The sequence below is a fragment of the Nissabacter sp. SGAir0207 genome (assembly GCF_005491205.1).
Taxonomy (GTDB): Bacteria; Pseudomonadota; Gammaproteobacteria; order Enterobacterales; family Enterobacteriaceae; genus Chimaeribacter.
In genome coordinates this window covers 1,509,316-1,524,939 of record NZ_CP028035.1, presented here as the reverse complement: position 1 = coordinate 1,524,939, position 15,624 = coordinate 1,509,316, and the positions used below count along the sequence as shown (strand labels likewise).

Genomic DNA, 15,624 nt, shown 5'->3' with positions numbered 1-15,624 from the left:
TCCTGTTGACGGCTCCCCGGCCAGGCCGGGAAGCACTCTCCTTACGTGGCGGCGCAGCTGGCTCCGTCAGGCATAGGGTGCGATGTCACGCAGCGCTGCCTGCCAGTCACTCGGGGCAATGCCGAACGCTGCCTCAATTTTGCGGCAATCCAGCCGGGAGTTGGCCGGGCGCCGGGCGGGCGTTGGATACTCTGCCGTAGTAATAGGACGAATATCCGGCAGACGGGCGACATAGCCGGCCTCAACGGCCTGCTCAATCACCGCGCGGGCGAAGTCAGCCCAGCAGGTGTAGGGGGCACCGCTGTAGTGGTAGATGCCCCAAGCGACATCCTGACCATCCGCCACCCGGCGGGCGAGGGTCAGCAGCGCCAGCGCGATGTCACCGGCATAGGTCGGGCTGCCGAACTGGTCACCCACCACAGAGAGTTGGTCACGATCCTTGGCCAGCCGGATCATGGTTTTGACAAAGTTGTGGCCGTGAGCGCCAAATACCCAGGCGGTGCGCAGGATGATGTGACGCGGGCAGGCGGCCGTTACCGCCTCTTCGCCCGCCAGTTTGCTGGCGCCGTAAATGCCGGTTGGGCCAGTCGGGTCATCCTCGCGGTAAGGCGCTGGCTTGTCGCCAGGAAAGACGTAGTCGGTGGAGATGTGCAGCAGTGCCGCACCACAGGCCTGCGCAGCGGCGGCCAGCGCGGCTGGGCCATCCCGGTTAATGGCATAGGCCAGTGCCGCTTCGCTCTCGGCACGATCAACGGCCGTGTAGGCCGCCGCGTTGATTATGACGTCAGGGTGGAACGCTGCCACCCGATGGCTGACCTGCGCGGCATCGGTGATGTCCAGCTGCTGGCGATCTACGGCCAGCACTTCCCACTCCGCCGGCGCGCGCTGCACCAGCTCTTTACCCACTTGTCCCGCACTGCCAACGATCATCAATTTCATAGTTATACTGGCTACCCTGAATAAAGATCGAACACCCGGCCTCCAGAAGGGAAAAAGCCCCGGGGTTCCTCCCGGGGCCTTGCTGCGAGGCGAGCCTGTTATCAAAAAAGCTCTGAGAACGCTTTGCCTTGCTGATCCTTGGCCGAGAGCTTCGGCTCGGCGACCGGCCATTCAATACCTATTTCCGGGTCGTTCCAGATGAGGCAACCCTCATTGGCCGGATCATAGTAATCGGTGCATTTGTACTCAAAATCGGCAAACTCTGAAATCACCACAAAGCCGTGCGCCAGACCCGGCGGTACCCACAGCTGGTTCTTGTTGGCCTCAGAGAGGGTTACGCCCACCCATTGGCGGAAGGTCGGGGAGTCCGGGCGGATATCCACCACCACATCAAACACCTCGCCGCGCACCACGCGTACCAGTTTTCCTTGCGGATGGGCCGTCTGAAAATGGAGGCCGCGCAGTACCCCCTGGCTCGACCGGGAGTGGTTGTCCTGCACAAACTCAAGGTCGATATCCAGCAACTGTTGATAACGATCTTTCTGGAAAGTTTCCAGGAAGAAGCCGCGCTGGTCGCCAAACACGGTTGGCTGTACCAGCTTCACACCTTTAACCCGGGTCTCAATCACATTCATTTCATTATTCACTCTTATACTGACGCACGTTGGGTGCTTCCAATATTTATGCCATTGGGAAAAGACTCTATCAAAAGCCAAATCATTATGCTTCTGATTGTTACGGAAATAATCCCAGTATGTTAGCACAGCTTAATTGTTGCGACAGAAAACCCACTGTGAAATTAGCCCCAACCTATTGCCAAGTCAGGCACCATGCTAGCAGCTTTCTTTTGCCCTCGCTTTTAATAGTACCGAGATGAATGCAAAAGAAAATAGCCAAGTGATGGTTAAATCCAGAACACAATAAATTTTAATCATTCAAATCAATAACTTAAAATGGTTACCCGATTTACTTTTGTAACTGCATTTAAGATAGCAGCCAAAGTACTTTGTCCTAATAGCAGAGTTTTAGTAATTCACCTTAAGAAAATTCTTAAAGAATACTGCCTCAGATAATTCCTCGCCTTATGTTTCCTCAATCAATATTCATGCCAACTTTCACTTGCGTAAGTATTGGTTTAAGATTTTGTGTTTTTACTGTAAAATCATGTGCGAATAATCCGAAAATTCAGTTTTTTTTAACAATGGGGAAGTTTTTGATTCCCTCTTATTTACTGTTCAGCATATCTTGCCAACAGTATAATTCAGCGGTTTTGTATCAGATTGGCAGTGGGCGCAAGGCAGCAGGCGGCGCGCCTCCCAAGGATACCCCTGAGAGACTCACGCTAGCGTGAGGATAAAAATTCCAGATATGAGTCTAATGTTATGAAAATTTTGGTTACGGGTGGTGCTGGTTTCATCGGTTCGGCGGTAGTGCGCCACATCATTAACCACACGGACGACAGTGTTCTGGTGGTAGACAGTCTCACCTATGCAGGGAATTTGGAGTCGCTGGCAGGGGTGGCCGAACATCCCCGTTATCGCTTTGCCCAGGTCAATATTTGCGATCGCACGGCGTTGGATACGCTGTTTGCGGAGTACCAGCCGGACGCCGTGATGCATCTGGCGGCAGAGAGCCACGTTGATCGCTCAATCGATGGGCCGGCGGCGTTTATCGAGACCAATATCATTGGTACTTACAGCCTGTTGGAGGCGGCACGCCACTACTGGGCGGCCCTGGAGCCAGCCCGCAAGGCGGCGTTCCGGCTGCACCACATCTCCACGGACGAGGTGTATGGCGACCTGCATGGCACCGATGACCTGTTCACCGAGACCACGCCGTATGCGCCGAGCAGCCCCTACTCTGCCTCCAAGGCCTCGAGCGACCATCTGGTACGCGCCTGGCAGCGTACCTATGGCTTGCCGACGCTGGTGACCAACTGCTCCAACAACTATGGCCCCTATCACTTCCCGGAGAAGTTGATCCCGCTGATTATCCTGAATGCGCTGGCCGGTAAGCCGCTGCCGGTGTATGGCAATGGCCAGCAGGTTCGTGACTGGCTGTATGTAGAGGATCACGCACGGGCGCTCTACAAAGTGGTTACCGAGGGCGAGATTGGCGAGACCTACAATATCGGCGGCCATAATGAGCGCAAAAACATTGATGTGGTGAAGACCATTTGCGGCATCCTGGACGAGCTAATCAGCGAAAAGCCCGCAGGCGTGGCCCATTTTGCCGACCTGATCACGTATGTGACAGACCGCCCCGGCCATGATATGCGTTATGCCATTGATGCCAGTAAGATCGAGCGCACCTTGGGCTGGAAACCGGAAGAGACCTTTGAAAGCGGTATCCTGAAAACCGTGCAGTGGTATCTGGACAATAAAGAGTGGTGGCAGCGCGTACAGGATGGTTCGTACGCCGGCCAACGATTGGGCCTGCAAAAATAACTCCCTGGAAGGTGTATTAATGAAAGGCATCGTTTTAGCGGGCGGCTCCGGCACCCGCCTTTATCCGATTACACGTGGCATCTCAAAACAGCTGCTTCCGATTTATGACAAGCCGATGATCTACTATCCGATCTCGGTGCTGATGCTGGCGGGTATCCGCGACATCCTGGTGATCTCCACCCCGGATGACCTGCCAGCCTTCAAACGCCTGCTGGGCGATGGCTCACAGTTTGGCGTCTCTTTCTCCTATGCAGAACAGCCGTCGCCAGACGGTTTGGCGCAAGCTTTCATCATTGGTGAGGAGTTCATCAATGGTGAACGCTGCGCGCTGGTGCTGGGTGACAACATCTACTTCGGTCAGGGGTTCGGCCAGAAGCTGGAGAGCGTGGCCGCACGCACACAGGGTGCCACCGTCTTCGGCTATCAGGTGATGGATCCCGAGCGCTTTGGCGTGGTGGAGTTTGATGACAAGTTCAACGCGCTCTCGATTGAAGAGAAGCCGGTGAAGCCGAAATCCCACTGGGCGGTGACTGGCCTCTACTTTTACGATGAGCATGTGGTGGAGATGGCGAAACAGGTCAAGCCCTCCCATCGCGGCGAGTTGGAGATCACCACGCTTAATGAGATGTACCTGCAACAGGGAAATCTGAAGGTCGAGCTGCTGGGACGTGGCTTTGCCTGGCTGGATACCGGCACCCATGACAGCATGGTGGAGGCGTCACAGTTCATCCACACCATTGAGAAGCGTCAGGGCTTCAAGGTGGCCTGTCTGGAGGAGATCGCTTTCCGCAAGGGCTGGCTGAGCGCGGGCCAGGTGGCGGAGCAGGCACAGCTGCTGGGCAAAACTTCCTATGGCCAGTACCTGAAAGGGTTGATCATGGAGTGATGCCGCATGGCGGCAAAAAAAAGCACAGCCAAGGCTGTGCTTTTTTATTGGCTCAGGAGGCCAGCGTCTGCTTCAGCCAGGCGCTGAACGCCTCGCCCTGCGTCGGGTGGCGCATCCCATATTCCACGAAGGCCTTCAGGTAGCCGAACTTGTCACCGCAGTCGTGGGAACGGCCCACAATGGAGTAAGCCTCCACCGGGTTGCTCTCCATCAGCATGGCAATGGCGTCGGTCAGCTGGATCTCATTGCCTGCACCGTACGGTGTGACCTGCAACAGCGGCCAGATCGCTTTGGAGAGCACATAGCGCCCCACCACCGCGAGGTTGGAGGGAGCCTGTTCGATCTCGGGCTTCTCGACGATGGCGTGCATTGGCGCGGTAGCGCCGCTGGCCGGCACCTGCCCGGCGCAATCGACGATGCCATATTTTGAGACATCCTGTTCCGGCACCGGCTCCACCATAATCTGGCTGGTCTGTGTCTCCTCAAAACGCGCCAGCATCGCGGCCAGGTTGTCCTGTTTCAGGTCACATGCCACATCGTCCATCAGCACGTCAGGCAGCAGCACGGCAAACGGCTCATCGCCAATCAGCGGGCGGGCGCACAGAATGGCGTGACCCAGCCCCTTGGAGTGGCCCTGACGTACGTTCATCACCGTCACCCCTTTCGGGCAGATGGACTGCACCTCCTCCAGCAACTGGCGCTTGACGCGGCTCTCCAGCATACTCTCCAGCTCAAAAGACGTATCGAAGTGGTTCTCGATGGCGTTTTTGGAGGAGTGGGTGACCAGAATGATCTCTTTGATGCCCGCGGCGGCGCACTCATTGACGATATACTGGATCAGGGGTTTATCCACGATTGGCAACATCTCTTTCGGGATGGCCTTGGTGGCGGGCAGCATACGGGTGCCAAGGCCAGCGACGGGGATAACGGCTTTCATCATGAAACTTGCCTCTTGGGTAACGATGGGACGGTGGGTGCGGGGCGCCGGCCGGGCTGGCGGCCCTTCACTGTTTTGCGAATAATCCGAATTTGCCAAGCAGTATACACACTGCCATCCGCTTGACCAGCCCCCCGCCCCTCACAATTATTGGCCGCTAACCCCCTGCCCTGTCAGCATAAATTGTCAGATAAAAAAAGGGCGCCCGCAGGCGCCCTTTGACTTTTCCAGCCCTTACTGGCTTTTGTAGCCATTCGGGTTTTTGCTCTGCCAGTTCCAGGTGTCACGCATCATGGCGTCGATGCCACGCGTCACTTCCCAGTCCAAATCCTGTTTTGCCAGACGGGCATCGGCCCAGAAGGCCGGCAGGTCGCCATCGCGGCGCGGTTTGATGGTGTAAGGCACGTTGCGGCCAGAGGCCTTCTCAAACGCCTGCACCATCTCCAGCACCGAATAACCGACGCCAGCGCCCAGGTTATAGGCCTTGTAGCCCTGCATTTTGGCCAAATGATCCATCGCCTTCAGGTGCCCTTCGGCCAGATCCACCACGTGGATGTAGTCACGCACGCCAGTGCCATCCTTGGTGTCGTAGTCGCCGCCAAAGATGCCGAGTGACTCGAGCTTGCCAATCGCCACCTGGGCAATGTAGGGCAGCAGGTTGTTCGGGATGCCATTCGGGTCTTCGCCAATCAGCCCCGACTCGTGGGCGCCAACCGGGTTGAAGTAACGCAGGGCAATAACACGCAGCTTCTCATCGGCTTTCGCGTAATCCTTCAGGATCTGCTCCACCATCAGTTTGGAGGTGCCATAGGGGCTGGTGGTGCCACCGATGGGCGTGGTCTCCACGTAGGGAACCGGCGCGTCCGTACCGTAAACGGTGGCGGAGGAGCTGAAGATGAAGTTGTAGACGCCAGCGTTGCGCATCTCTTCCAGCAGCACCACAGTGCCGCTGACGTTGTTCTCATAGTACTCCAGCGGCTTGCGGGTTGACTCCCCCACCGCCTTCAGCCCGGCGAAATGGATCACGGACTCAATCTGGTGCTCGGCAAAAATCGTTTGCAGGATTTGGCGATCCAGAATATCGCCCTGATAGAAGGTGGCGGCCTTGCCGGCCAGCTGCGCCACACGGTTCAGCGATTCAGCGGAGGCGTTGGAGAGGTTATCCAGCACCACCACGTCGTCACCACGTGACAACAGGCTGAGTACGGTGTGGGAACCGATATAACCGGCGCCGCCGGTAACGAGAATGGACATAATCACTCCTGATTGGCCCATGGGCCTGACTGGCGAAAAGTTGGATGGGTAACGTGTTGCAAATTCACTCTTTTTTCATCATACCCCACGCTACCCCAGACGTGTAGCGCTATGGCGCGCTTAACTACCAAGCAACTGTTTCGCCCGCCGCTGGGCAAATTTATAGACACGCAGGGCAAACAGGCTACGACCCGCCAGCTTGACCTGCGGCGTGCTGTTGCGCGCCAGCAGCGCCGAGAAGCGCTGGTCGCTCTCCGGCGACAGCACCACCCCCTCCTCCTTGGTAATGCGATAGATGGCGATGATGTTGTTCAGGATGCGATTGGCGAGGTTATTGATCACCCGGCTCTCTTGGGCGTTGGCTTTCAGCCCCTCAAGGCTATGGATGCTCTCGATATAGCCAATCACATTCTTTTCGCTGCGGTTGCTCTGCATGATGGATCCCATGCGCACCCGGCGGCGGAACAGTACCTCCGTGGAGGAGATCACCTGCTGGGCGGCGAAGAACAGACGTGGCGTGAACTCCTCATCCTCATGGATGATGGGTTTGAACCAGAGGTCATGGTCAACGATCAGGCCACGGCGAAACACATACAGCCAGGCATTGGGGTAGAAGGTGTTGTTCTCAGAGAGAATATTGAAGGCGCTGATACCATTCTCAAAGGTCTGGTTGAGCTGGCGATCGTACTGCGGCAGCATTTTGGCGGCCTCGGGATCCTCCGGCACCACATCCCAGAAGGAGGCGGCGGAAAAGCAGTAGATATCGAGCGCCGGATGCTGCTCCAGATAGTGGTAAAAGCTCTCCACCAGCGTGGGGACGGCCACATCATCCGAATCGAAATAGTAGATGTAGTCGCCGGTCACATGGCGGTTGCCTTCGTTGCGGGCCTCGCCAAGGCCCCGGTTCTCTGTATGCACGATGCGTACAAAGGGAATATGCCCGTACAACTGCTCCAGCATCTCGCCGGAGCCATCGGTGGAGCCATCATCAACAATCACCACTTCAGACGGCAGCACCGTCTGATTGAGGATTGAATCGATTGCGGTCTCCAGGTAATTCTTGACGTTGTATACCGGGATAACGACTGACAATCTAGGCATATGATAATTACTCGAATGGAATTAGATCACAATTAGGGACTTTATTCGTCCACGACTCGTAATAACCAGAGTTTTTACCATATGAATTATCCAGCACTTTGGTTTTTACGCCTAACAGTGCGCATAGAATATGCCCATGCATACGCGAGGTGACCACCTCACCGTAGGACAAGAACAGATCATTCACGCGGTCAACCAGCTTGTCAGTATACTTATACCACAGGTTAATGGTCGGGAAGAGATGGCCCGGCACCTTATTATTGATTCTCTCCCCCCGGCACATGGCGCGGAAGAACAGACGATCGTTGTCAGTACAGATATCTTCCCAGTCAACATAGTCGCTCTGGTAGTTATTTTCGTACGGGGATTTGGTGTTCCCTTCGATATCTTTGCGGATCATCATCATCTGCTCACGCTTGATATCTTCCGGCTTCTGCTGTGGCCAGATGTTCCACATGGCGTGGGCCATATCTGGGCACATGATCACTTTATCCGTAAAGTTCTCTTTAAACAGATTAAAGGAGTTAATATCACGGGCGAAGATAGTCAGGTTTTTATGCTGGCTGATGATCTCCGCAGATTTGCGCATATTCTCAAACGAGGTGAAGTGCGCGGTCTGCGGCAGCATCACCACTTTGTTGTTCGGGAAGCATCTTACCACGGTCTCACGCAGGATCTGATGGTGCAGGTAAAGGTCGCCGAAGTTGCCGCCGCCCTGCAAAACGATAATGGTATCCTGGTCGATTTTCCCGTGGTGTTTCTCCACAAATTCCCGGCTGCACTTGTCGGTATAACGCCCGACAACCTGATACTGGTTCTCTTTAAAGAATTGTTCCGTGCCTTTTAAAATAAGCAGATCGCCAACGTTCAGATGAAGCGGTACATCAAGAAAAAGAATCTTGCTGGATTTCGGCACCACATCAGTAATGACATTTAGATTGTTTTTTAGCACTTGCATATGATGCATACTATTTTACTCCTGTGGCAGATCTGGAAAATTTAGATTTTTTAAAAAGCTGCTGCTTTATTTCAAAAATGAGTTCGTTACGAGAGAAGCTCAACGTCACACCATAAACAATGACCCCAAAGGCAATCTTGCTGATCAACACAACAAAAACAGGGAAATTGGCAGGAATAATCAATCCAAGCGCGTACACCCCTACAAGCATGGGTATGGTTAATTTAACCGGCAACCAAATGCTATTAACGTACTCTTTGTAGCTTTTACCCAACACCGGTTTAATCAGTACAAAGTAACTCAGCAGCGTATTGAGCGTCTGCACGCAGAGGAAGCCAATCGCCACACCTAAACCGCCACCCCATTTAGCACCGAAATAGAGCGCCGGGGTAAACAGAAAGATTTTGAACACATTGAAATAGAAACTTAAGTTGATCCGCCCTTTCGCCATCAGCAACGAGCCAATCGGGTTACCAATGGAGCGGAGGATACCCACCACGCATAACACTTGCAGGATAGGGATAATGAAAATCCACTTCTCGCCAAAGGCAAACCGGACAAACTCATCGGAGACCATTGCCAGCCCCAGCAGCGCAGGGAAGTTCAGAATGCCCACCAGCGACAGCAACTTGTAAAAGTTCACCCGCAGCTTCTCTTGGTCATCCTGAATCTTGGCAAAGGCTGGAAAGAGCACGCGGGTAATGATCGGGTTCAGGCGGGTCGGTGGCATGACCGCCACGTTGTAGGCCAGGTTGTAGCCACCGGTCACCACTGCCCCCAGCGTACGTGCCAATACCGCGGTGGAAATATTGGTATTGATGAAGTTCACCAAGCTGTCTGCGGTCAAGAAGGCACCAAACTTGATGTTGTCCTTAACCGTAGGCAGGGAGAACTTAAAGCTTGGCCGGTAAATGTTACGTCCCAAGTAGGCAAATGAGAAAGTGCGTACGCAGGCATTAATCAGATAACCAACAATGGCTGCCATCGCAAAGGGGTAAAAGTGGGCCACGGTCAGGGTGCTGACAAAGCCGACCAGCGAACAGAAGGACTCCACCTTGCCAATGGTGTTGAACTCCAGCTCCTTCTGCATCAACGCGCGGAACTGCTGCCCATGAGGGATCACCAGGAAGGCCAGCGCCAGCACCTTGACCAGCGTTTCCAGTCCCGGTGAGTGCAGTGCGTCAGCAATGGTGCCACTGAGGCTGAAGGTCAGCACGCTGACGGTGATGCCGATGCACACGTTCAACCAATAGAGCGTGGTCAGCTGTATTTCGGTGATGTCCTTCTTCTGGATAATGGAGTTGGAGATGCCGAAGTCTGAAATGGTATCAGCCAACGCAATCACCACCATCGCGATGGTCAACAGCCCGAACTCATGGCTGTCAATCATGCGCGCCAGCAGGGTCATCTGTAAAAAACTCAGGCCAATGACGATAAATGTCGACATGGCGGACCATTTGGCCCCTTTCACGGTCTTCTCGCGTAAGCTCATAGTGTTGTTTCCGCTTGCCAAAAGGTCATAATGTTCCCATCCCTACAGGGCGCCGGGGGCTCTCCCACCCGCCGGTGCCGTGTTTGTTTGTTCGACCTGCAAGTCATTGCACGCAGGCGATCACTTCTCACCTCGCCAACCGGTTTTGCCATCCACGTTGACATAGCGGAATGGCTGGCCGGGCTGGATCTCGCCCAATACACTGGTGGTGGTGCCTGCGGGGAAGGTCATCTTCTGCGGATGTGCCCAATTGTTTACCTTCTCCGCCCTGACGCCCTGCGTAATGAACTCCGCGTCGCCCTGATAGCCAAAGCTGGCGCAGTTGAGATCGTAAAGCTCCACGCCGCTGCCGGAGGCCAGGTTAACGGTATTGATGTAGCCGCCATAGAATCTGGCCCGCGACCCTTCTGCCCCCTGCAACGCCTCAATGCGGCAGTCCCGGAACACCGTGACGGCAAATCCCGGCTTCGGCCTGCCAAGCGCCTTGATGGTGTTGATGTTGCAGCGGGACAGATGAATATCACCCTGATACTGCGCAGTGAAATTAATCAAACCGACATCAACTGAGCTCATGGTCACATTTTTTGCGTTAAAGCGTAATTCGAATTCCTCTGAAATTACGCAGTTACTGAACTGAATATCGGACGAGGCCACCACCCGGCGCGCCCGCAGATCGGAGATTGACAGCTTTTGCGCCGGATCGGAGAAGTACCACGCATCACAGGCCACCACGTCAAAGGTGGAGAGGTGGCCAAAGTTGGTACAGATAATGCCGCCGCGCGCATTCAGGGTGTTGACCGCGCCATAGTCCACATTCAGGTTGATGGAGAGCTTCTGGCTGGTGACCGGCTGGCCGTCAGGCGCGGTCTTGGTGGTGGCGGCATCCATCACCGCGTGGTTGATGATCGAGTTGCCCAGCAGGATATAGACGTTGCGGTAATTAAGGTTGGACGGCAGCTTGCTGTTGTCGTCATTGGTCAGGATATAGGTGCGCTCAGCGTGGATATTGTCAATCACGTCGCGCAGCACGTCGATATGCAGTGAGTAGTGGTAGGCCTGTTCACTCTGGATGCTGACGATGTGCGAGGCGTTGTGGGTGTCACCGTTGCTGCCCAGCTTGATCTGCGGGGTGACGATGTTGCCGCACAACTCCGCCGAGAGGCGCTGGGTGGTGGAGTCCCACACCGAATCCTGGTAGATGCCGATGCCGTTGAAGTTCTCGGCGCGCACATGGCCGATGTTCAGCCAGCTCCCCTTCATGTAGATACCGTTCAGCTTCTGGCTGCGGCTGGTGGCGCGGGCCATCAAAATCCCCTCCAGCGAGATGCTGCCGCAACGGCCACGGCCCGCCTTCTGGTTAGGCTTGCCGAGCTGGATGGCCCAGTCACCGCGGAACCGCTCGGCATCGACGATGAAGCGGCCGGTGCTGTCGCTGATGATCTTGGCGACGTCGGTCAGGTCGATGGTGCTGCTGATGCGCCACGGCCCGTTGTTAAAGTTGACCACCCCACCCCGGCAGGCCTTGATGTAGCGGCGCATATTCTCGGTGACATCCTCCTTGCCGCCGGGCATACAGCCAAAGTGGCTGGGCAGCAGCTGGTCGGTGATGCGCTTCCAGCGCTTGCCGCCCTGCGTGACAATCACGCTGCCGCCATCATCCACGGACTGGGTGTCGGCGGCGTCATACCAGAACTCCCCGCCACCGATTGCGCCGTTGGCGATATCTGACCAGCCGGGATGGTAGCTGGCGACATCAATTTTCTGGCCGATGATGGTTGGCTCAATGGTGCGCAGCATCGGGATGTTGGAGCAGCGGCCAATCGCCTTCAGGCCATCGCTGGCGCGCATCAGGCGGCGCAGCTCCGGGCCGGTCATGTCGTTGCCGGTCGGGGCCGGGAGGGCGGGCGCAGCCGGTGCCGCCTGGGATTTTTCAAGGCTGAGTAATGCGACCAGAGGTGTTCCCACCAGCACTTTGGTCAGTGCCGAGCGGCGGGAGGTATTAATGGTATTTTTGGTTTTGTCCGTCAAATTTTTAAGCAGTCGCATCAGAACCTCATGTCAGAAACCTGGAAACAGAGCGCAGAAAAAGACAGGCCCGCCGATTGCCACGGCAGCCCATGTAGCCTGTCATACGGAAAAGGAGATAAAGGGGCAAAGAACAGGCCGCCTGTGGGCGGCCTGTGGCATTGCGAAGATCGGGAGATCAGGCGTTGGCTTGCTGTTGAAACTCAGCCAGCCACTGTTTGAACTCTGCGCCCTGTTTGTCATGGCGCAGGCCATAGGTGACGTAGGCCTGCATGTAACCCAGCTTTTCGCCGCAGTTAAAGGCAGTGCCCTTCAGTGCCAGCGCATTGACCGGGCTGTGGTTTTTCAGCGCGTCAATGGCATCGGTCAGCTGGATACGACCCCAGGCACCCGGCTCGGTCTTCTCCAGGTAGGGCCAGATGTCCGCCGAGAGCACGTAGCGCCCCACCGCCGCCAGGTTGGAGTCGAGGCCGTCGGTGTTCTCCGGCTTCTCCACCATCTTGGTGATGCGGCTGGACTCGCCCGGCTGCAGCGACGGGTTTTCGCAGCTGATAACCGAGTAGTTCGGCAGTTCGTCGGCGGACAGGGGCTGGACCAGCACCTGGCTTTCGCCGCTCTCTTCAAAACGGCGCACCATCTCCGCCAGGTTGTCGTGGCGGTAGTCGGCTTGCTGGTTGTCCACCAGCACATCCGGCAGCATCACCACGAACGGCGACCCGCCCACCAGCGGCTTGGCGCACAGCACCGCATGGCCGAGGCCGCGCGGCTGGCCCTGGCGGATGTGCATGATGGTCACACCCTTCGGGCAGATGGATTGCACCTCTTCCAGCAGGGAGCGCTTGACGCGCGCCTCCAGCATGGCTTCCAGCTCAAACGAGGTATCAAAGTGGTTCTCCACCGCATTCTTGGAGGAGTGGGTAACCAGAATGATGTCCTTGATGCCCGCCGCCACACACTCATTGATGATGTGCTGGATAATTGGCTTATCGACAATCGGCAGCATCTCTTTCGGGATCGCCTTGGTCGCGGGCAGCATACGCATACCCAGTCCCGCCACCGGGATCACCGCTTTCAACGTCGTCATAGAAGTCCTCACTCGCACTCGGTTTGAAGAGAATCAGGCTATCAGGCGTTAGCCAGCGTTTTCAGCCACTCAGCGAACTTTTTGCCTTCGGTGTCATGGCGCACGCCATAGGTGACAAAGGCTTTCATGTAGCCCAGCTTGTCGCCGCAGTCGTGGGACTTGCCGCTCATGTGGAAGGCTTCCACCGGCTGCTGCTTCATCAGCAGGGCGATGGCGTCGGTCAGCTGGATCTCATCACCGGCACCCGGCGGGGTCTTCTCCAGGATCGGCCAGATATCTTTCGACAGCACATAGCGGCCCACCACTGCCAGGTTGGACGGGGCGTCCTCTTGCGCTGGCTTCTCAACCACGGCGGTCATCACGGTGCTTTCGCCGGGCGCGATGTCGACGCCGTTGCAGTCCGCCACGCCATACTTGGAGACATCTTTCTCCGGCACCGGCTCCACCATGATTTGGCTGTGGCCGGTCTCTTCAAAGCGCTTGACCATTGCTGCCAGGTTTTCGCGGCGCAGGTCGGCGGTGGAGTCATCCAGCAGCACGTCCGGCAGCAGCACGATGAACGGCGAGTCGCCGACCATCGGCTGGGCGCACAGCACCGCGTGGCCCAGGCCCTTGGCCTGACCCTGACGCACCTGCATGATGGTGACGTCTGGCGGGCAGATGCCCTGTACTTCCTTCAGCAGCTGGCGCTTAACGCGGGACTCCAGCACGGCTTCCAGTTCGAAAGAGGTGTCGAAGTGGTTCTCAATGGCATTTTTGGAGGAGTGGCTCACCAGCACGATCTCCTTGATCCCTGCGGCGACGCACTCATTCACGATATATTGGATCAGGGGCTTGTCGACCACCGGCAGCATCTCTTTTGGGATCGCCTTGGTGGCAGGCAACATACGTGTCCCCAGCCCAGCTACAGGTATTACCGCTTTCAAATTCGCCATAGGTTTTTCTTCCCTTTCGTATAGGTATTCACTGTTGGTTATATGTTGACGATCATTAAGAATAGTTGATTTCTTAATATGCACCATCGCGCTTAAGCACCACATTTACCGTCTTGAACAGAATGGCAATATCGTTCCACAGGGACCAGTTCTTCACGTACCACGCATCAAAATAGACGCGGGTGTCATAATCGACATCGTTACGGCCACTGACCTGCCACAGGCCGGTCATGCCCGGTTTCGCCATCAGGTAGTAGTCCACCTCACCGGCGTAGCGCTCCAGCTCTTTCTCGATAATCGGGCGCGGGCCAACCAGACTCATCTCGCCACGGAACACGTTCCACAGCTGCGGCAGCTCATCCAGGCTAGTACGGCGGATGAATTTGCCCACCTTGGTGATGCGCGGGTCGTTCTTCAGCTTGAAGTCCTTGTCCCACTCGGCACGCGCCTCTGCATCGGTCTCCAGCAGGTGCTGCAATACCTCTTGCGAATTGGTAACCATCGAGCGGAACTTCAGGCACTTGAACTTCTTGCCGTCGAGGCCGACGCGCTCATGGCCGTAGATCGACGGGCCGCCATCTTTCGACACCAGGTACATCAGGATGAACAGCACCGGCGCCAGCAGCAGCATAATCACCAGCGAGCCGAAGATGTCGAAGGCACGCTTGATCATACGTGAGGTGCGCTTCGCCAAATTGTTGCTGACCCGCAAAATCATCACTTCATGGCTGAAGATGAATGACATGTCGGTGCCGTAAAGCGGTACGCCACGCAGTGTCGGGATCACGGAGACCGAACGGCAGTGGTGTTTCGCCAGGTTCTTCAGCCAGTAGTCGCGTAGCGAATGCTCCTCGAACTCTACCGCCACGATGAACTGGGTATCCTCGGTGTTGGTCAGATCCCACAGCGTGCGCTCGTCCTGAATCACCGGCTTGCCAAACAGCTCCGTCTCATCGCACGGGGTTACGGCATAGAAGGCCACCACGTCAAAGCCCAGCACCTCTTCGCTCTGCAGGGCCACAAAGGCCTCACGGGCGTTTTTCTGGTTGCCGATGATCACCGTCTGCTTGCGCCAGTAACCCATCTTGTTCAGCAGGCGCTTCACGATGGAGCGCGCCAGCGGCACGGTGATCAGGATAGTGACCCAAGTCAGCAGCCAGAAGTAACGGGACAATTCCCATTTTGAGAAACCGGCCGTCGCCAGCGCGATGATGGCGAAAATCAGCAGCGTGCGCAGTGTCTCTTTCAGTTCAAACCAAAACGGCTTGCGGTATGTGTAGTGGCGCAAACGCACCCAGAACCAAACAACGGCCAGCAGGGAGAGCAGCAGATGCGCAAAGTAGAATGACGTCATTTCATGGCGCGGAATGTACTGGTAAACGTCATCCGTCATGTGACGCAGTACCGCAATGGAGAAGTAGAGCGATAGGTTGAAGAACAGAAAGTCGGATATTGCCAGTGACAGCTTAACGAAAAAGCCACTCAAATTAACATTATAAACGCGCATAGTTGACTCTTCTTATATATTCATACTTGCCTGGGCGGGTATGACCGGGCGGCAGCGAT

The 15,624-nt window shown here is 56.0% G+C and carries 13 protein-coding genes; 2 read left to right on the top strand and 11 right to left on the bottom strand.

All coding sequences use genetic code 11. The features are described from left to right. Window positions 1-66: 66 nt before the first annotated feature. Window positions 67-939 (bottom strand): dTDP-4-dehydrorhamnose reductase, encoded by an 873-nt coding sequence (rfbD, locus tag C1N62_RS06455; protein WP_137762851.1) that lies wholly within the window; start codon window positions 937-939, stop codon window positions 67-69. A gap of 101 nt (window positions 940-1,040) precedes the next feature. After that, window positions 1,041-1,574 carry a dTDP-4-dehydrorhamnose 3,5-epimerase gene (gene rfbC, locus C1N62_RS06450; RefSeq protein WP_137762850.1) on the bottom strand — a complete coding sequence of 178 codons (534 nt, stop codon included), beginning with the start codon at window positions 1,572-1,574 and terminating at the stop codon, window positions 1,041-1,043. Between the two features lie 747 nt (window positions 1,575-2,321). On the opposite strand from rfbC, the gene rffG reads away from it, so the two are divergent. Both rffG and rfbA read left to right on the top strand, forming a co-directional pair. Further along, window positions 2,322-3,386 (top strand): dTDP-glucose 4,6-dehydratase, encoded by a 1,065-nt coding sequence (gene rffG, locus C1N62_RS06445; RefSeq protein WP_137762849.1) that lies wholly within the window; start codon window positions 2,322-2,324, stop codon window positions 3,384-3,386. Between the two features lie 19 nt (window positions 3,387-3,405). Further along, window positions 3,406-4,272 (top strand): glucose-1-phosphate thymidylyltransferase RfbA, encoded by an 867-nt coding sequence (rfbA, locus tag C1N62_RS06440; RefSeq protein ID WP_137762848.1) that lies wholly within the window; start codon window positions 3,406-3,408, stop codon window positions 4,270-4,272. 52 nt (window positions 4,273-4,324) lie between these two features. On the opposite strand, the gene galU (C1N62_RS06435) is transcribed toward rfbA, so the two are convergent. From galU (C1N62_RS06435) to wbaP, 9 genes are all read right to left on the bottom strand, one after another. Further along, complete coding sequence (galU, locus tag C1N62_RS06435; RefSeq protein ID WP_137762847.1) at window positions 4,325-5,212, bottom strand: UTP--glucose-1-phosphate uridylyltransferase GalU; 888 nt, start codon at window positions 5,210-5,212, stop codon at window positions 4,325-4,327. A gap of 231 nt (window positions 5,213-5,443) precedes the next feature. Continuing rightward, window positions 5,444-6,463, bottom strand: coding sequence for a UDP-glucose 4-epimerase GalE (gene galE, locus C1N62_RS06430; protein ID WP_137762846.1), 1,020 nt, complete (start codon window positions 6,461-6,463; stop codon window positions 5,444-5,446). Window positions 6,464-6,583: 120 nt separating this feature from the next. Beyond that, window positions 6,584-7,564, bottom strand: a complete 981-nt coding sequence (locus tag C1N62_RS06425; RefSeq protein WP_137762845.1) for a glycosyltransferase family 2 protein — start codon at window positions 7,562-7,564, stop codon at window positions 6,584-6,586. A gap of 7 nt (window positions 7,565-7,571) precedes the next feature. Beyond that, window positions 7,572-8,531, bottom strand: a complete 960-nt coding sequence (locus C1N62_RS06420; protein WP_370465587.1) for a polysaccharide pyruvyl transferase family protein — start codon at window positions 8,529-8,531, stop codon at window positions 7,572-7,574. 1 nt (window position 8,532) lies between these two features. Next, window positions 8,533-10,014, bottom strand: a complete 1,482-nt coding sequence (locus tag C1N62_RS06415) for an MOP flippase family protein (RefSeq protein ID WP_137762844.1) — start codon at window positions 10,012-10,014, stop codon at window positions 8,533-8,535. A 120-nt stretch (window positions 10,015-10,134) separates the two neighbouring features. Further along, window positions 10,135-12,060: a hypothetical protein gene (locus C1N62_RS06410; RefSeq protein ID WP_137762843.1), complete on the bottom strand. Its 1,926-nt coding sequence runs from the start codon at window positions 12,058-12,060 to the stop codon at window positions 10,135-10,137. Window positions 12,061-12,217: 157 nt separating this feature from the next. Beyond that, a complete protein-coding gene (gene galU, locus C1N62_RS06405; protein ID WP_137762842.1) occupies window positions 12,218-13,123 on the bottom strand; it encodes a UTP--glucose-1-phosphate uridylyltransferase GalU in 906 nt (301 codons plus the stop codon). A gap of 41 nt (window positions 13,124-13,164) precedes the next feature. Then, window positions 13,165-14,058 carry a UTP--glucose-1-phosphate uridylyltransferase GalU gene (galU, locus tag C1N62_RS06400; RefSeq protein WP_168195823.1) on the bottom strand — a complete coding sequence of 298 codons (894 nt, stop codon included), beginning with the start codon at window positions 14,056-14,058 and terminating at the stop codon, window positions 13,165-13,167. 73 nt (window positions 14,059-14,131) lie between these two features. Beyond that, a complete protein-coding gene (gene wbaP / locus C1N62_RS06395) occupies window positions 14,132-15,565 on the bottom strand; it encodes an undecaprenyl-phosphate galactose phosphotransferase WbaP (protein ID WP_137762841.1) in 1,434 nt (477 codons plus the stop codon). Between the last annotated feature and the right edge of the window lie 59 nt (window positions 15,566-15,624).